Raw genomic sequence first — 16,956 nt, forward strand, 5'->3', positions numbered from 1 at the left:
TTTAATCTTTCGGCTTCAGGATTCCTGTTGCCGGGGGATATGCGTCCTTTTGAGGGGTGTACTGTCACCAGGCCCGTGAGCCTGGCGCTTCTGACTTTCCCCAAGAGCGGGCCGACCGCCGATGTTCGTGTTGGAGTTGCCCCGCGAGTTGTTCAAGTTCACGGCGAACACCCCGGCATTCGCGCCGTTGTTCCAGTTGCCGCCACGATACGGAAGACGTCGTTTTCAACGCACACCCCCACCGCCGCCGTCTCCGGCGATGGATTTGACCCAGCCGCCTACCATGCGGCCTATTTCGTCGTTCAGCTTGGCCCAGTTTTCGTACTTGCCGAAGTCCAGATAGCCAAGGTTCTTTGCGGTTCTGACTTGTGACCGAAGCAGGTCAAGCTCTGCGTCCAGTTCCTGAAGGGTCGTTTTCTTGTGATAGCGCTTATTGCACACCACGATCAGCCGCAATAGCGCCCACATCGTCGTGCGAATCTCCGCGCCCAGCACATGGCGCTCGACCTTCGGGAAGTGGCGCAGCACCGTATATCCATAAGCGATCATCGCTTCGCATTTTTGGCGAATTAACAGATCGTTTTTCTGAACCTGCTCAACCAGCTCCGACACAAGCCTATGCTCCGATCACCAGCGAAACCACGTACAGCACAATGGCCACGACAATCGGAATAACCCAATCCAGCAGGCCGTCCATATGCCACGCCTTCGGGTCGAATCCGCCCCACCATGGCATGTTCGCGCGGCGACCTTGGCCGAACCGGCCAACCCAGCGATATTCAGCCTGCGCATGTTCGCGGCCCATCCACCAGCAGCAAGCCATCACACCGCCGATAAACCAGTTCCCGAACGCAAGGCCAAATAGCGCCTGGGCGATGAGCGTGACGACGGCATGCTCAAGATGCGTGATATTCATTGCAAAGCTCCTGTTTGAATGGGGCGGGCTACCGCCCACCCCATCAGATTGCACACCGCAGATTTCAGATCACAAAAGCGGGCCGACCGCCGATGCGCGTGCTGGAGTAGCCCCGCGAGCTGCCCAAGTTCACGGCGAACACCCGGGCATTCGCGCCGCTGTGCCAGCTGCCGCCACGAAACGGAAGACGTTCGCCATAGTTGCGCATATAGGCGCTTTCACTTTTCATCGTTTCAGGCACAGCCGGATACAGGCCCAACGCCTTGGCGATAGCAGGAACATTCAGGCCAGCCTTGGCCGTCATGCTCTTCAGCGCAACAGACGCCGAGTTACCGGAGTTCGCGTCGTCGTCCAGCTCGCCAAGACGGTTGGTAATGGCGTCGGAAAGGACGATGTTGCCGCCGGTCGGGCTTGAGGCGTCGTACTTGAGGGTGCCAGCGGTGCCGGGAGCCACCAGGGCGCCGTCGCTTGCACGGATAGCGCGCCAGGCACTGGAAGTGCGCGCCAAGTCCGTGGTGTGCAGTGCGGCGTCGTTGTTGGGGATGACTTGAATTTCGCCATCCATCAGGCGCATTCCAGGCGACCATTCCCAAATATTCCCGCACAGGTCGGAAATACCATTCGGCGTATTGTCGTGACGCCACGACGCAGGGCCAGAGCCGGTCAAGGTGCGGGCGGTGCCGCTGCTGGCTCCGGGGGTGCCGCCATCCTGACGGCGGGCCGTTTCGTGCGTGGCTTCGTGGGAGCGACCGTAGTCGCTGTTGCCGCGCGGCTGGAAACCGTTTTTCTGACACCACAGGGCCAGCGCAGCGTACTCCGCGTTCGTGGTGAGGTGAAAGCCAGGCCCGGCTGCCCGCGCTGCACTCACGAATGTGTCGTGATTGGCGGAGGCGCTGGGGTCAACACCGGCCAGAGAAACCAGCTCGCCGTTCTTGATGATTCCCTGATACGCGCCAATGAACAGCTCGCTTTTCTCGACGCCGCCGACGATGAATGCGGGATGGACGCCGGTGCCAAGACTGACATCAATGTCTTCCATCATGAACTTCGGCACGACGTTCATGATGCTCGGCTGTCCACCGGACGTGTAGAGCACGGTTTGCTTTCCGCCGCTGGCGGCTTCGACGGCCGCGCGCAGCTCGTCTTTCACATAAATGCTGGGCATGTTGGTTTCTCCAATCAGTAATCGTTGGGCGATCAGTTCGCCAGGGGCCAAAGGGTGATGGCAACGGCGTTCGGGTCGAGTTCTTGCGCAACACGCTCGACACCGCCGCCTTCACCTTCCTCGCCCTCTTCGCCCTCTTCGGACGGGACTTCGATATAGACCTTGGCGGGAATGGTGATGTGCGCCAGGTATGCGCCGTCGCCTCCGACATGCGCGCTGCCGCCTGACTGACGCACCTCGACGATGCGTTCGCTGTCCTGCTGCATGGCCCGGCAGTCCACCTGGACGCCGGAAACGGTAATGAGGTGGCCGTTCACCGAGAAATCGGCTACAGCCTGGCCGGGCTGCTTGGTTTCAATGCGTGCCATTGATTTTTCTCCTTGGAAGGTAGGTTAGTTGCTCAGTCGAGAGAGCTTCCAGCGCAGGCGCACGTTGTCGGCGGCGCTGTGCAGCTCCACAGAAAAGCCGTTGGTTGCGCGGCTGCGCGCCACTACGGCATCAGCGCCACATGGCGCCCCCTGGGCGGACACGACATCGAACGTGAGCTGGTAGTCGGAAGCGTTCACCGTGTTGATAGCCACAGATTGGGTCGGCGGGCTGTCCAGGAGAATCGGGAATTGCGGCTCGAAGCGGCGCACGCTGGTCAGCGTGACATTGCCCAGATTCGGGTCGGTTGCGTCGGTATTGCCGGCGGGAATCGTCAGTTGGTAAAGCGTGATCGCGCCTTCAGGCACATCGGTGCCAACCGGGGTGATAGCCGGCCGCCACACACCATTGCCGTTCTGGAACAGATACGCGCGGACGGTGACGGATGCGCTGGACGGGTTGCTCGGCACGCTTGCTGCGTTCTCAGTGCCGGACACGGCAAAAACACGCCCCTGGGCAAAGCAAGCACCTTCAGTGAAGTTCAGGTTGCGCGTGGCCGTGGTGGACTTGCTGGCCTGGCAGCCGCGAATCAGGCCGCGATTCGTAATGACGAACTCGCCCTGCTGCTGTGCCACGTCCTTCAGGGCCTGGACGCCAGAATTTGCCAGCGCCGCCTGTTGCAGGGCGAACAGCAGAACCGCGATCTTGTTGTTGTCGGCCTCTTCCGATTGGCCGGAGACGCTGGACGCCAACTCGTCCATTCGGGCGCCAAGGTTGGGCTTCCCACCGCGAGCTGCATTCAGCTCGCTTTCGCGGGCGGCCAGGCGCTTGTCCAAATCGTCGAAGTTCTCGTCGATTTCTTCATAGCGGGTGTTCCACAGCGACGGAACCGCATCAGGCTCGTTGTTGGGAATTTTGGTAATCGGGTACTTTTTCAATGCCATTTGGAAACTCCTTAGAAGCGCAGCTTGATGCTGATTTCGTAACGCTCGTCGTTCTCCTTGAACTTCGGCGCAAACGTCTTCAGGCCGACAAGCTGACCATTGGCGTCGAGCAGCGCAGCCTCGGAGATTCCCGCGCCAATCACCTCGCTCGCCTCAATCACCCCCTTACCCGTCACCGAATAAAGGTCTTCTTGCGTGATGCCGGCCAGCGGCTTGCGCAGAATCTCGTGATTGAGCGAGGTGGCGGCAGCGGAGGGGGCCTTCGGGGTCAAGTCCGCGTTATGCCCGCCATCCCCGAACGCCATGAACGCGATGGGTGCGATGTTTGCGCCGCCAGCCATGCGAGCGGCCAAGCGACGGCGATAAATATTGGCTACCACGGCTTCGGCCATGCCAGTCCCCCTATGAACGTCGTGATGTCAGCCATTCTGGTTGCCCGGAGCTGCCCCGTATGGCGGCATTTTCCGAATCCATTCCATCGCCTACCCCTGGTCGGCGGCAGACACTTTGAAAACGTCCAGCTTGAACTCTGGGGCTGCCGGGCCGCCGATGCGCCAAGCGCCATCCAGCCGGAGGCGGCGCGCCTCGCCGGTGGCGTACACGGCCCCAGGAACCTCTGTCATCACCCTGAAGCCACCAATGCGTGGGCACTCGACCATCTTCATGGCGCGCAAGCGCCGACCATCAAGCCGGAAGCGACCCAGGCGGCTCTCAGCCCCTAAGAACCAACCGCCATTGAGCTTGCGCGGTTTCGATGCCAGCTTGGTGGCTACCGGAGTCGTCAGGCGCTCTGGCATTGCCCAGGCATTTGCCGTGGACGCCATGCCCAACTCTGACTCAGCAAGGAACGGCTCCCCGCGAACGAGCGGAAACCCAAACGGACGCGGGGACGACAGGCCGCCAACACCCCAGCGGCCATCAAGCCGGCGCCACGAGGAAAGGCGCACCCTTGAGCCAAGCCGCGAGGGGTTGGCCGGGTACTTGATCTGATATTGCTCGTGGTAGGTTGTCTCCAGGCTGGTACTGGCCGGCAAGTCAATGCGCTTGTCCATGCTGGCATAGCTGCCGACATGCAAGGATCGACCGCCAAGCTGCCAGGTGCCATCCAGCCGTCGGGCCGTCTCGCCCAGCTTCGGCAGCCTGTAAACGGATGCGCTGGATTCGCTTTCCATCAACAGGCTGCTGTCGATACGGCAATTCCGCAGACGCCATACCGACTTGCCGCCGCGAACCTCGCCCAGTCGGAAGGAACCGAAAGGCAATGGCAGCTTGACCAGCTCACCATCCCGGCCCAGCTTCCAGCGCACATCATCAGATTCGCCGATAACGCGCCCGCACCAGGGGAAGCGCATGCGGGCATTCTTCTGCATCAACAGGCTGGACGACGCGAAAATCTCAACGTGCAGGACAAAATTCAGCCAGAACCGGAAGAGCGGTAGCAGACGCGCCGGGATCACTGACCGGATGATGTGCATGAGCGACGCCACGGAGCGCACGTTCACGCTGAAGTCCAGAACGATTTCCACACGACTGGTCAGGTACATCAGGTCGGTGTCGATTTCCCGATCCGCCCTCCCTTCGTCAGCGTCCTGGATGCGGCGCCCAACCCCCCATGAGCCGTCAAGTTTCAAACCCGGCTCGCCGATCTGATGCAGCCACCATGAGAAACGCGGCTTTGACGAGTACAAGCCCGTCGGATACGGCATGTTCTTGTCGTGCCAAAGCTGATCCACCTGGCACAGGTTCGGGAACAGCATCTGAAGGTAGGTGCGCAGGAAATGCAGGCCACGGCCTTGCAGATTGCCTGACTTCCAAGCCCGGTACAGGTATCGAGTGGCCGCTTCCTCCCGGTCGCCCTGCATCAGCACCAAGCCGTCAGCATTCACCGCGCGGCGCACCAGGTCAAAGCTGCCCAAGTGCGCCGCGCCAAGCACATTCACATCGAATGTGTCGGCTGCCATATTGGCATTGAACAGGTCAAGGAATAGCCGCTTCAGGTCGGATTCGACCTCGCTTTCAGCGTAGCTTTGCTCAAGCGGCAGCAACCGGGGAAGCTCGGCGCTCGGGAAATCCAAGGATGCCATGCCCTACCCCCCCCAGGACGGCGTGACGATATTGACCGTCTCGACGTTGATGCTCAAGGTGTCGGTATCCAGATAGCGCCACATTTCCGGCCGCGCCAGCAACGACTCCGGCTCAACGATATTCACAGTCAAATCGGCCTCGCCATCAGACAGCGCCCCCACCTTCTTGCGCAGCAGCGCATAGACGCGCTGGTACAGCGGGCGCTGGCGGCCTCGCCGAGAAGCCGCCGAAGCTGGGCCGAACTCTGCCATCAGTGCCTCGACCATCTTCTCCCGAACATCAGACGCAACATAGGACGTGGAGACGCGCGCATTGATGCTCATGCGGATCTTCGAGCGCACGGGCGTGAAGAAGCGCACCCGGTAGCTGTCGTCGGCAGCCAGGATGGCGGCCTTGATGGACTGCTGGGTGGCAGTCAGGTCGGCGTCGGCGATCACCGCCGGCGGCACGGGTGCGTCCGGGTTGTCCTCGATCAGCACGGACTCGCCGCCCTCGCTGGACAAGCAAGCCACGAAGATGGCATTGATGTTGTCGAAGGCCGGGCCGCGTGCCTGTTCCTCGGCCGATTCGTTCCAGACGGACAGGAATTGCAGCGTCGGGAAGTTGCGGCGCACCAGGAAGTCGAACTCGGCCAGAAACACGGCGTTGTTGTCGTACACCGACGGGTAGCGCGCCAGGTCGCGCAGCACCGACATGGGCATGGGGTTCTGGCCGGCGATCAGCAGCGCATCCATACGCATCTCGATGGCGGACTCGGCCGGCGAACCCAGGTACTCGAACGAGAACGGGCTGTCATAGGCCGGGCTGACCTCGCCAGAGGTGTAGAAAACCGTCAGGGTGATTTCCGCGCCGTCCTTGGGCTGCACACCCACCACGCCATCGAAGCCGAACCGGACGTAGGTGCGCTGGCGGTCGTCGGCCTCGACGTGGAACACGCGCTCATCGGGCGCCGTGTTCACGTAGCGGTCGCGGTACTCGAAACTGCCATCAACGTCGCTAACGGCGATGGCACACAGGTAGGAATCGTCCTCGGGCGCCGGAATCTCGATGGCGTAGAACGGCTCCGTGCCACTGACAACGTGCGTGATGGTCGTGGAGCGCACCTGGCTGGCCTCGAACGTGGCTTCGCCGCCGGCAGGCACGGCGGCCGGCGTCTCGACGCGCCACAGCAGGCCCGACGAATCCAGCAGCGTGCGGGCCGATTCCACCGTGAAGGCGCTGGAGCCGGTATTGATGGCCCGAACGCGCACGCGCGCGGACTTTCCCTTGCGCACGATGCCGCGCATGGCCGCGTCGGCCAGCACAGTTGCATCGCGGGTCTTCTCGAACGGCTCGGCGTGCGCTGCCTCTATCTGCGCCGACAGCATCCCCAGCATGGTCGCCATCGCGTCCAGGTGCTGCGTGATGCGCGGGTCGCCCGCCTGATACAGGGGGGCGATGGAGGGGTAGGAAGCAATCGTGTCGCGGATGGCCCGCTGAAAGTCGGCCTTGGTCAGCATGTCAGCCCCCCCGTCACTTCGATGGTCTGGCCGGCGACTTCCACGATCAGGTCGAGGCGGTCGGGCACCGATGGCACGCCGTAGAGGTTCAGGGAACCGGCCGGCAGCGCCTGGAGCACGGGCACGTCGCCGCGCATCTTGCGCAAGAAGGAATCCGGCGCACCATCGGCGTGCGGACGCTGGAGCAAGGATTTCGTGTCCTGCCCATAGTCCGAGCCGAGGTAAGCGCCAACGGGTGTGTTCAACCAGTGGCGAACCATGCCCTGAATTTCATTGCCGGTGATCGTAGCCATAGCCCATTCTGGCGGGCCGGTGATGGCCGAAACCTGGAAATTTTCCGCCTTCGCACCAGAAGGCCATTGCTACGATTTGCCCATGAAAACCTGCTCCAAGTGCGGGCAAGAAAAGCCCTTCTCCGAGTTCCATAAGGACGCCCAGCGCGGCTACAAGCCCGCCTGCAAGGCGTGCCGGAAAGCCGCATCGGCTGCCCACTACGCGGCCAATGCCGAACGACTGCGCGCCGAGCAAGCCCAGAAGTACCGGGAAAACCCGGAAAAACGCAATGCCGCAACCGCCGCATGGCGCGCCCGCAATCCCGAGAAGGTCAAGGCCGCCAGGGCGGCCTACCGCGCTTCCACTACCGAACAGCGCAAGGAATACAACGCCCGCTGGGCGGTGGAAAACGCCGACAGAAAGCACGCAGCGGAGCGGGCGTGGCGGCAGGCCAACCCGGAAAAGGACAGGCTGCGCCACGCAGCCTACCGCGAGGCTCACCCCGAGAAGCACCGCGCCGCCTCGGTAAAATGGCGCGCCGCCAACCCCGACAAGAGCCGCGCGGCAACCGCCGCCCACCAGGCTCAACACCCGGAGCAGCGCCGCGCCAACGAGGCCAACCGCCGGGCCAGGAAACGGGCCGCCGAAGGCACGCACACCCAGGACGACATCGCCGCCCTGTACCTGCTCCAGCGCGGCAAGTGCGCCTGCTGCCACGCCAGCATCAAGCGCGGCTACCACGTCGATCACATCCAGCCGCTGGCGCGCAGCGGCTCCAACGACAAGAGCAACCTGCAACTGCTCTGCCCGACGTGCAACCTCAAGAAGTCCGACCGCCACCCCATCGACTTCATGCGCTCGCGCGGCCTGCTCCTGTAGGCGAACAACCCGGAAAGTTCGCCTACCGCCACCATCCGCCGCCCGGTAAATTCCTTCCCACGTTGGCGGCGCGTGCTTGCCGTGGTAAATTCGGCGTCGGGGTGTCGAAACCCTTTTGCCAGCCGGAACCCTCCGCGCCCGTCAGACGTGGATTTTTTACGCCCGTAGTCCGCCCGGACTGCGTGCGCCCGCGCCTGTTTATGGCCGGGAGGGCGGCGGAATACAAGACCTTCGGGGAATACGCTGCACTGTGCTGGCACAGTTTCGACCCTCCCGGCCGCCTCATTTCGTGGCAGCCGAACCCGTGTCGAAACGGAGCCAAGCCATGACGACGAACGTCACCACCACCCGCGCAGCTCGCGCACAAACCATCACCCTTCCCAGCCCTTCGCCCATCGAGGCCGCCAAGACCGTGCTCGGCCGGCATCCGAAGGACGCCATCCTGTACGCCGAAATCGGCCATGAAACGCTGGACTGGCTCGAAGCCGTGTTCCACGCCATCGAAGTGCTGCACGAAAAGGGCGGCGGCGAAATCCACATCAAGCGCCTGGCGGGTCTGGGGCGCTACGTCAGCTCCGACATGAGCAACCATATCGGCGCGGAGTACGACAAGATGGCCGAGGCCATCGAGGCGGCGGAAGCCCAGGAAGGGGGTGCCGCATGAACGCACTCACCATCGCCGACACCGCCATCCGCCAGGATGCCGAGGGCCGCTACTGCCTCAACGACCTGCACCGGGCCAGCGGCGCGGAATCCAAGCATCAGCCAGCGTTCTGGCTTCGGAACGCGCAAACCCGCGCCCTGATTGAAGAAATCGGCAACTCTGCAAATTTGCAGAGTTCGCCCGTCGCCTCGATTGAAGGGGCTGGCGGCGGCACCTACGTCGCCAAGGAACTGGTCTATGCCTACGCGATGTGGATTTCGGCGGTGTTCCACCTGAAGGTCATCCGGGCCTACGACGCGCTGGTGGCGCAACCCGCCGCCCCGGCCATCCCGCAGACGCTGCCCGAAGCCCTGCGCCTTGCCGCCGAAGCCATCGAGGAACGCGACCGGCTGGCGCTGGCGCACAAGGCCAGCAGCGAGGCGCTGGCGATAGCCGCGCCCAAGGCCCAGGCGCTCGACCGCATCGCGGCCGACGACAAGGCTCTGACCGTCACCCAGGCGTCGAAGGTACTGGGCGTCAAGCGCGAGACGCTGACCAACTGGCTGTCGGCCAACGGCTGGATGTACCGGCAAAACGGTAGCTGGGTGGCGTACCAGCAGCACATCCAGAACGGGCGACTGCTCTACAAGGAGGCGCGTTACACCGACGAACAGACCGGGCAGGAAGTCTATCGGCCGTACTGCCACATCACCCAGAAGGGATTGGCGAAACTGGCCGAGGCGTTCAGCCGGGAGGTGGCGCATGGGTAACGTCGTGCAGTTGCGCCGCCCCGCGCCGGACAGAACGGCGACGCCCGTCGGACAGCTTGAAGGCGTTGATATTCCGCTTGCGCATTTTGACAAGCTCACGCGCTTCTTTCTCGACCAGAGCATCCCGTATGAGAACCGCCGCAGCTTCATCAACAGCGTGCGGACTCGGTGGGGGCTGCCGGCCGTTGGAGCAAGCCTTAGCTCATCTTGAGCATTTCGTCAATTTCGCCTAGACTTAACGAAAGCCCGCCAAACGGTCGAGTAGGTGCCCCGGTGCGAAAGCCCTGGTCACTCTCGAAATAGCCCTGGTGGGCTTTTCCTTTTACGGTGGCGTGATCGTAGTGGCGCTTGCCGTCACTATGGTTGCGCACCACGATGGTCACATCGTGCGGCTCGCCGTCTATCTCCACCTTGGTTTCGTAATAGGTCGTGCTGGCCGGGTCTTTGCGTCCCAGGCGGTCGGGGAAGGTGCGCGTCTTGCTGGCGGACTTGATCGCCTCTTGGATGTGCAGGGCCAGCAAGGTTTTCTCCACGGTCGGGATGCCCTTGTTCAGCGCATGTTTCAGGCCCGCGTAGGAAACAATGATCGGGTCGCCGTCGCCCGACGGAACCTCAACTGGCTTCTTGTAGTCCTGCCTGATCTTCTCCAGCGCCGCATCTCTGGCCCTACGCCAGTCCCGCGCGCCAGCCGTGAAACGGCCTCCATCATCACGCGGGTGCTCGCTTTCGTCCCACTCGTCGATGCTGTCCAGCGTCAGCCGATACAGCATGGCGCGGTATTGATGCAGTTCAAGCGCGGCCACTCAAGCCTCCCGTCGCAATGTGGGCAATGCCACGATCACGCATGTCCTGCCCGGCATCGCTGCCGCCTGCCACCACGACGGGCGACGGGCGACTGTTGTTGGATGCCATCGGCACCGTGACTTGCGGCGCTTCCGCAACCGGCGCGGGTGCCGGTGCAACCGGAGCCGGCGGCACGGCCACGGAGGCGACGACCGCAGAGGCGGCCGGCCCGGCGTAGTTGGGCGTCGAAGGCGGCGCGACGGCCTGGGCTACCGCTGGTGTGGCGGGCGCCTCTGGCATGGCACCCGGCTTTGCCGCCGGAGCCGGGGACTGCGCGGGCGATGCAGCAGCCACGGCCGGGCTGGGGCTACCGGCCTTGGCAACAGAGGTCTGCACGCCGCCGGCGTCCTTCGTCACGCTGGCGTAGCGGTCATCCAGGGCCTTCTTGTTGGTGGCGATGTAGTCGGCGGCAGTCCTGCTGTTCGCGCCGTAGTTCAGGTTCATGGCCTGCTGGGTGCTAGCCGACAGTTCCTCCTTGGTCTTCCCCTCGGCTGCGCCGCGAATCACCTCTTGGGCAGCCTTCGGCCCAAGCTGGTGCATCATGTAGAGGTTTTCCGCCGTCACAGGCAGGCCGGACTTCTCCAAGACGGCCTGGTTCTGCCGGGTCAGCTTCATCCCGCCTTCGATGTTCTGATCTACGTCGAAGCGGTTTTTGATGCCGACGCCCGATGCCGTCTGCCCGGTGAATTGGTAGATGCCGATGGCCCCGGTGCTGCTGATCGCGTTGGCATTGCCGCCGCTCTCCATCGCAGCGATCTTCTGCATCATCACCGGGTCGAGTCCGGCCTTCTTCGCCTGGGCGGAAATCTTGTCCTGCACCTCCAGCGACATGCCGCCGGCCACGTTCGCCGACGTGTTTGCGCCGCTGGTCTTCAGCTCCCGAATCCGGGCGGCTTCCTCGTCGGTGTAGCTGCCGTACTTGGTCAGGGCATCGCCACCCTTGATGCCGTCGAACATCGCCTTGTGGCGATAGCCCTTGGGCATGATGGCCTCCAGCGCGGAACCCGCCGCCGCTGCCGTGACGTTGTAGGCCCGCTCCGCCGCAGGCGCGGCCTTCTCGGCGAGGGCTGCCGCACCCTGGCCCGCCGCCTTGATGCCCCTGCCGACGGTCGTGTTGTTGCCCAGGTACTCGACGCCAGACTTGACGCCCTCGACCGCCTTGGTGCCGAGTTCGACCGCCTTTTCCTTGATCGCAGTCGCCGCAGCGCCCGCCATCTCCTTCGCGCCCGTCACCACGCCGCCCACTGCATCGGCGGCCTTCTCCATCGCCGCTTGCGCGGCTTCAATGGCAGGGCCAACTACCGGAATGGACTTGAGCGCATCGAAAATCGAGGCGAACAGCCCGGTGAAGGACTCCCACCCCGCTTTCGCCGCGTCGACGAAGCCGCCCCAGGCTTTGCCGATACCATCGCCCACAGCCGTGAAGCCGGACACGACAGAATTCCAGCCTTTTTTCACCCCCTCGACCGTGGCGTTCCACGCCGACATGACGGCCTCGGTAGTGGCCGACCAGGCCGCCGCGATCTTGCCGGGGATGTCGGCGTCGCGCAGGTCGGACACCCAGCCGCCCACGGTCGTCCCGATGATCTGGCCGGCCTGGTCGCCGAAGAACAGGCCCGCCGCGCCGCCGATGGCGCCACCAATGGCCGCGCCCACCGGGCCGGCGAAGGCCCCCACCATCGCGCCGAGCTTCGCGCCGGCGAACATGCCGCCCATCGTTCCGGCCAGGCCGCCCACCGCCTTCCCGGTGCGCTGGTCTTTTTCGCGCCGGGTCAGGGTGTCGTCCGTCTCCGAGTTGTAGATGTCGGTGGCCGCCCCGATGCCGCCCAGCAACGCGCCGATGATCGGGATGCGGCGCAGCGCGCCACGGCCCAGGCCCAGCAAGCCGCGCCCAGCTCCGGCGGCCATCCGGCCGGCCCCGGCCAGCAACCCACCGCCGCGCGCGAGCAGCCCGCCCGCGCCGGCAGCCAGCGCGCCGACGCCGGGAATCCGCTTCAGCAGGCCACCCAGCATTCCCAGCAGCCCGCCGAACAGGCCGCCACCGCCGCCGGCTTCGGCGACGGGCTTTTCCTCGATGGCCTTCAGCCGCTTGGCGGCCACCTTGTTGAACAGGCCCTCATCCTTCCTGAAGCCGGTCAGCGAACCGTAGATGCGACGCAGCCAGCCTTCCTGCTTCTTCTGGCTGTCGCCGCCGGTCAGCAGCTCGTAGCCCCGCGCCATCGGCTGGGCCACCTCGTTGAACGCCTTGACCGTCGGGTCGGCTTCCTCCAGGCCGGCTCCCGATTCCTTGAATGCGCCCACGATGCGGTCGCCCAGAGAGCGCAGCGCGCTTTCGTCCTGGCCGTCGCGCTCTCCATCGGCCGGGCCTCCGGTTCCAGCGCCGCGCCCGCCGCCAGCAGCAGGCCGGACAGCGGCAGCGCCGCGCACGAACCGGCCCCGGCTATCGCGGCCCATCGGCTGCGCCGGCGCGCGCGTGACGGCTTGGCGCGTGGCGCGCAGCTCGGCCACGGCGCGGGTGACGGCGGCGGCGCTCTCGGTGTCGCGGCGGGCGGCATTGCCGCCGGCGCCGCCGGTTTGCGGCACGGCAGGCGCGCGCAGCAGCACCGGAATCTGGCGCTCGCGTCGCGCGGCCTGGGCCGGCTGCCCGGTCAGGGCCTGGCGGGCCGGGGTGGCCTGCGGGTTCTGCGGTGCGTGCGCGGTGTCGGCGCCCTGGCGTGCGTCCCGCGCCATCGGCTGGGCCACCTCGTTGAACGCCTTGACCGTCGGGTCGGCTTCCTCCAGGCCGGCTCCCCGGCCGGGCGTCGCGGGCACGCTGGCGCGCGCCTCGGGCGAAGCGCGGTTCATGGCGCTTTCGATGCCGAGCACGGCCTGTCGAATTGCGTGCACGTCGTCGCGGATGGCTGCCCAGTCGGCAACAGCCTTGCTCAGGTCAATGGGGTCGCCTACCAGGAACCCTTGTGCGTCATGCTTCAGTGCCATCACGGCCTCATGAAGGTGTCGAGCTGCGAGAACGTCATCTGCACCTCTTCAAGGCCGTCTTCGCGGCGGGAAAGGCTCACATCGAGATTCACCGGGCGGAACAGGCCGATGTCCTCGTACCCGCCCCGGTTGCTTTCTTCCGTGATGAACGAATGCACCACGCGGATGGTGATGGCGAAGCTGTCAGGCACGCCGACAGTGCCATCGCGCGCGGCAGCTGCACCGTGGTGCGCGGCGAACCACTTTTTCAGGGAGCCGGCCTGATCGTCCAGTGTCGTCATGCGCAGCTCGACCGGCTCCGCCCCCTGCACGGCGTCGATCACCGCGCCGCCGACGCGGAGCTTGTCGCCGGCGACGATGAAAGGCGCATACTCGACCTCGGTAGCGAACAGGTTGAAGCGGTCGGGCATGTTCATCCCGCCGCCGCCCAGCCGACTCGTCACTTCTAGCAGCCAGAGGTTCTTTTTCGCCAGGCGCTCGTCGCGCACCTGGTCGTAGATGCGCTTGGCCTCGGTCGGGCTGATGCCGCCCAGCAGCGGCGTGGCCGCGCCCCAGTACGCCACCTGCGAGGCGACGCCGCCACCGAAGCCGGGCAGCAGCTCGTTGAGCAGGCCGGAATCCAGCACGCGCAGGCCAGCCGAGTTCCAATCCCCGTTCATGAGGTCGCCCACGGCGCCCGCGCCCACGTTGATCGCGCGCTGCGCCTGGATGGGAATGTGCTTGTTCACGGCGTTCATGCCGGCATTGACGGCTGCGCTCTTGCCCATGCCCACCACGGTCTTGGCCAGCTTGCCGCCGCCCAGGGCCTGGGTGGCCGAGTCCGTCACGCCGCCAAGGGCCGCGTTCAGCCCCGAGCGGATGGAACCCAGCAGCCCGCTACTTGACAGGCTTTCGGCGATGTTGTTGTAGAGGCTCATACGCTATAAAATCCTTCTGTGCGCTTTGCGGCCCAGCCGGAGGGTTGGGTAATGTGGTTCCCTGGAACTGCACGGGCCATGAACGGCTTGCTCCGTGTCTGGCTCAGTGCGCGAAGCTATGACCTGCCGCCCATCATCCGCAGATACTCGGCGACGGACAGCACTCCGGGGCGCATCGCTCCCGGCGCAAGGCGCGCAACCACCTTCTGTTTCTCCTTCATCTTCCCGGCGATCTGCCGCTTCCCGCTCTCATAGACGGAACGCGCCACCAGGGCGCCGCCCACCACGTCCAGCTCGATACGCACCAGCGGGATAGAGCCGCTGCCCACCCGCTCCCTGAAGATCGCCACGCGCGCGCCGCTGTGGATGTACCAGTCGTCGGGCCGCTCCAGCACGAACTGAATGTCGGCCAGCACCGCGTCGGGGTCAGCGTGGTAATACTCAGGGTGCCGCTCGGCCAGGGCCTGCAAGTCGGCGCGCAGCGTCATCCCACCGCCGAAGCCAAGCCATTCCACGGTGCGCCGGGGGATGGTGATGGTTTCCATCTTACCCACGGCGTCGAGCGCGGCCGCGTCGAGCACGCTGTCCATGCCTCGACCACCGCCGCCGAATCCACCGCCGCCACCGCCAAACCCGCCACCACCGAAGCCGCCGTCGTCCTGCGGCTTGGCATCAACGATGGCCGCGTACAGCTTCGCCTGGTCTTCATCCAGCAGCATCGTCTTGGCGAGGAACTCGGTCATGATGTCCTTGCTGGCGCCCATCTCCTTCAGCATCTGCATGGCCTGCACCAGCAACATGCCGCCATTCATGGAGTCGGCGCGCGTGCGCTGTTTCTCGGCTTCCAGCGCGGAAATCGACCCGAAGAAGTTGATTTCCCAGGGCCGCTCCTTGGCGTTGAACACGATGCCGTAGCGGCGGTAGGTGTGAATGTCGATGACGTGGTTGAAGAACTCGGCCAGGGCCACGCGGATGACCCGCGCCCGCTCGGCTGCCTGCGCCGACACGCGGAAGAACCCGCCTTCGCCCAGGCCGCCGGAAAGCTGGTCGGCGAAGCCCAGCATGGAAAGATCGACGCCCAGCGCACCAGAGAGCAAGCGGGCGTGCAACAGCACATCCTCGATGCTGATGGTTGCCGCGCGGCCCGGCTGGCCGCCGTTCGACGGGCCTACCGTGGTCAGTTGCTTCTCGTTGAAAACCGGGATGATGTGGCGGATTCGCTCCATAATCGGGCGCCCGCGCTTGACGGCCTGCTCGGCGTAGCTCTTCGACGCCAGCAGCATCCCCTTCACGGACTCGACGAACCGCTCCTGCTGCTCCAGCGTCATCGACTCCAGATTGACGGCCACCATCTGCTCGTCGATGGAGTCCATCCACCGCTGGCCCACCAGGCCCAGCAGCGATGCGGTCAGGTTGTCGTAGGGTTCCTCGGCGTTGTAGAGCAGTGAGCCGCCTACCATGCTGGGCATGATCGGCAGGCTGTCGATGTCGTTCTCGGTGATCGCCACCTTCAGGGACTTCTCGACCACGCCGAACTGGGGAATCCACTGGGTACGCGGCATCTTCAGTCGCGCGAGCTGCGACACGTCCAGCCTCTCGAAGTTGCGCTCGCCGATGGACACCGCGAAGCCAACCGTGCGGCTGCCGCGCTCGAAGGGCTGTACCAGTTGCGGGCGCACCATCTCGTCGGAGTGAAGATCGACCACGCCACGCGAGTCGGTGTAAATGCGCGCGTAGGAATCCCCGTAGGCCGCCCCGGTGTAGGCCATCTGGAACGCCACGCGGTCGAACAGCGGCGCCAAGTCGGCGGCGATTTCATCGGCGATGGCCGCCAGGCGCTTGTCCTTCTTCGCTTCGGCCGTCTTCTCCACAAACACCAGGTCGCCGCTGGTTTCGTGCCCACCCAGGGCCGAAGTCACCAGAAGCTGGAGCGCGCTGGAGATGATCGGGTCGCCCTCCATCCGCATCCACTTCTCGTAGATGATCTGGCGCGAGCGAGCGCCCCGGCTGCCGGAACCCAGCAGCGAGGCAACAGTCGTGGTGCCGGCACCGTACAGGTAGGTGTCGGACTGGTTGATTTCCTTGGCCGGCGCGACGTGCGTAGAAGCCCATCGCTTGCGGGACAAGCCGAATCGGGCCAGGAAACCTGGCTTGGTCGGAGCGGGGATGTTGGGAGTGTCGGCCATACGGGAAGGGTAGGCTTCCCGGTATGGCTTCCTTGGGGCGGTTTTCCGCTATAGGGTGGCGCCCGCGCTACGAGGCGGGAAACTCCATGTCCGCGTCGTACAGCGTCCAGAAGTCCGGGCTGGCCGCGTCCAGCAGAAACTGGTTGGTGTAGATCATGTTCTGCTTCAGGTAGGCCGTGCGGAATTCGTCGGCCATGATGAGGGTTTCCACGTCAGTTTCGCCCCGGTACGCCTTCTTCACCAGCGGGTCGGTCTGGCTGCCCAGGTTGTAGCCGCCGGCGATCATGGCATCCTTCAGCGCCCACCAATACGGGCCATAGTCGCGGTAGCGGCGCGGGTCTTTGCTCAGGCGCTCGGCCACCACGCCCAGGCCGAAGGCCAGCAGGTTCGAGAACCCCCGGTTGGCACGCAGCGCAGCCGCGCGCTCCGAAACCAGGGCCTTGATGGCGTCCTTGTCGAACTTGTATTCGGTGTAGGCCATGTTTCCTTCC

General features: G+C 64.7%; 18 protein-coding genes. 4 read left to right on the forward strand and 14 right to left on the reverse strand.

What is annotated here, in order from left to right; genetic code table 11:
- Nucleotides 1–225 precede the first annotated feature (225 nt).
- From avd to ACFO3A_RS00820, 9 genes are all read right to left on the reverse strand, one after another.
- Nucleotides 226–612 (reverse strand): diversity-generating retroelement protein Avd, encoded by a 387-nt coding sequence (avd, locus tag ACFO3A_RS00780; protein WP_377723079.1) that lies wholly within the window; start codon nucleotides 610–612, stop codon nucleotides 226–228.
- Between the two features lie 4 nt (nucleotides 613–616).
- The gene (locus ACFO3A_RS00785; protein ID WP_321291339.1) at nucleotides 617–916 is read right to left on the reverse strand and encodes a hypothetical protein; all 300 of its coding nucleotides are present in this window, start codon (nucleotides 914–916) and stop codon (nucleotides 617–619) included.
- Between the two features lie 64 nt (nucleotides 917–980).
- Entirely contained in the window at nucleotides 981–2,081 is a 1,101-nt protein-coding gene (locus ACFO3A_RS00790) for a hypothetical protein (protein WP_377723082.1), read from the reverse strand.
- Nucleotides 2,082–2,113: 32 nt separating this feature from the next.
- Complete coding sequence (locus tag ACFO3A_RS00795; protein ID WP_377723085.1) at nucleotides 2,114–2,449, reverse strand: hypothetical protein; 336 nt, start codon at nucleotides 2,447–2,449, stop codon at nucleotides 2,114–2,116.
- A 24-nt stretch (nucleotides 2,450–2,473) separates the two neighbouring features.
- A complete protein-coding gene (locus ACFO3A_RS00800) occupies nucleotides 2,474–3,391 on the reverse strand; it encodes a hypothetical protein (RefSeq protein ID WP_377723087.1) in 918 nt (305 codons plus the stop codon).
- Nucleotides 3,392–3,402: 11 nt separating this feature from the next.
- Nucleotides 3,403–3,783, reverse strand: coding sequence for a hypothetical protein (locus ACFO3A_RS00805; RefSeq protein WP_377723089.1), 381 nt, complete (start codon nucleotides 3,781–3,783; stop codon nucleotides 3,403–3,405).
- A 90-nt stretch (nucleotides 3,784–3,873) separates the two neighbouring features.
- Nucleotides 3,874–5,475 carry a hypothetical protein gene (locus ACFO3A_RS00810; protein WP_377723091.1) on the reverse strand — a complete coding sequence of 534 codons (1,602 nt, stop codon included), beginning with the start codon at nucleotides 5,473–5,475 and terminating at the stop codon, nucleotides 3,874–3,876.
- Between the two features lie 3 nt (nucleotides 5,476–5,478).
- Nucleotides 5,479–6,975 carry a hypothetical protein gene (locus ACFO3A_RS00815; RefSeq protein ID WP_377723092.1) on the reverse strand — a complete coding sequence of 499 codons (1,497 nt, stop codon included), beginning with the start codon at nucleotides 6,973–6,975 and terminating at the stop codon, nucleotides 5,479–5,481.
- The gene (locus tag ACFO3A_RS00820; RefSeq protein WP_377723095.1) at nucleotides 6,969–7,220 is read right to left on the reverse strand and encodes a hypothetical protein; all 252 of its coding nucleotides are present in this window, start codon (nucleotides 7,218–7,220) and stop codon (nucleotides 6,969–6,971) included. The genes ACFO3A_RS00815 and ACFO3A_RS00820 overlap by 7 nt, the downstream gene beginning before the upstream one ends.
- A 130-nt stretch (nucleotides 7,221–7,350) precedes the next feature.
- Between ACFO3A_RS00820 and ACFO3A_RS00825 the strand changes: the two genes are divergently transcribed.
- From ACFO3A_RS00825 to ACFO3A_RS00840, 4 genes are all read left to right on the forward strand, one after another.
- Nucleotides 7,351–8,127, forward strand: a complete 777-nt coding sequence (locus ACFO3A_RS00825; protein ID WP_377723097.1) for an HNH endonuclease — start codon at nucleotides 7,351–7,353, stop codon at nucleotides 8,125–8,127.
- Between the two features lie 325 nt (nucleotides 8,128–8,452).
- Entirely contained in the window at nucleotides 8,453–8,791 is a 339-nt protein-coding gene (locus ACFO3A_RS00830) for a hypothetical protein (RefSeq protein ID WP_377723100.1), read from the forward strand.
- The gene (locus ACFO3A_RS00835; protein ID WP_377723102.1) at nucleotides 8,788–9,540 is read left to right on the forward strand and encodes a phage antirepressor KilAC domain-containing protein; all 753 of its coding nucleotides are present in this window, start codon (nucleotides 8,788–8,790) and stop codon (nucleotides 9,538–9,540) included. Before ACFO3A_RS00830 ends, ACFO3A_RS00835 begins: the two co-directional genes overlap by 4 nt.
- Nucleotides 9,533–9,751 carry a hypothetical protein gene (locus tag ACFO3A_RS00840; RefSeq protein WP_377723104.1) on the forward strand — a complete coding sequence of 73 codons (219 nt, stop codon included), beginning with the start codon at nucleotides 9,533–9,535 and terminating at the stop codon, nucleotides 9,749–9,751. The genes ACFO3A_RS00835 and ACFO3A_RS00840 overlap by 8 nt, the downstream gene beginning before the upstream one ends.
- On the opposite strand, the gene ACFO3A_RS00845 is transcribed toward ACFO3A_RS00840, so the two are convergent.
- The 5 genes from ACFO3A_RS00845 to ACFO3A_RS00865 form a co-directional block, all read right to left on the reverse strand.
- Nucleotides 9,738–10,343: an LPD3 domain-containing protein gene (locus tag ACFO3A_RS00845; protein ID WP_377723105.1), complete on the reverse strand. Its 606-nt coding sequence runs from the start codon at nucleotides 10,341–10,343 to the stop codon at nucleotides 9,738–9,740. The two genes, ACFO3A_RS00840 and ACFO3A_RS00845, sit on opposite strands and share 14 nt — an antisense overlap.
- Nucleotides 10,330–13,362, reverse strand: coding sequence for a transglycosylase SLT domain-containing protein (locus ACFO3A_RS00850; RefSeq protein ID WP_377723107.1), 3,033 nt, complete (start codon nucleotides 13,360–13,362; stop codon nucleotides 10,330–10,332). The genes ACFO3A_RS00845 and ACFO3A_RS00850 overlap by 14 nt, the downstream gene beginning before the upstream one ends.
- Nucleotides 13,362–14,189, reverse strand: coding sequence for a hypothetical protein (locus ACFO3A_RS00855; protein ID WP_377723109.1), 828 nt, complete (start codon nucleotides 14,187–14,189; stop codon nucleotides 13,362–13,364). Before ACFO3A_RS00855 ends, ACFO3A_RS00850 begins: the two co-directional genes overlap by 1 nt.
- Before the next feature lie 206 nt (nucleotides 14,190–14,395).
- On the reverse strand, nucleotides 14,396–16,465 hold the full coding sequence (locus tag ACFO3A_RS00860) for a hypothetical protein (RefSeq protein WP_377723110.1): 2,070 nt from the start codon (nucleotides 16,463–16,465) through the stop codon (nucleotides 14,396–14,398).
- Between the two features lie 67 nt (nucleotides 16,466–16,532).
- Entirely contained in the window at nucleotides 16,533–16,946 is a 414-nt protein-coding gene (locus ACFO3A_RS00865; protein WP_377723112.1) for a hypothetical protein, read from the reverse strand.
- Between the last annotated feature and the right edge of the window lie 10 nt (nucleotides 16,947–16,956).

The organism is Comamonas nitrativorans, assembly GCF_042654765.1.
Classification (GTDB): domain Bacteria; phylum Pseudomonadota; class Gammaproteobacteria; order Burkholderiales; family Burkholderiaceae_C; genus Comamonas; species Comamonas nitrativorans.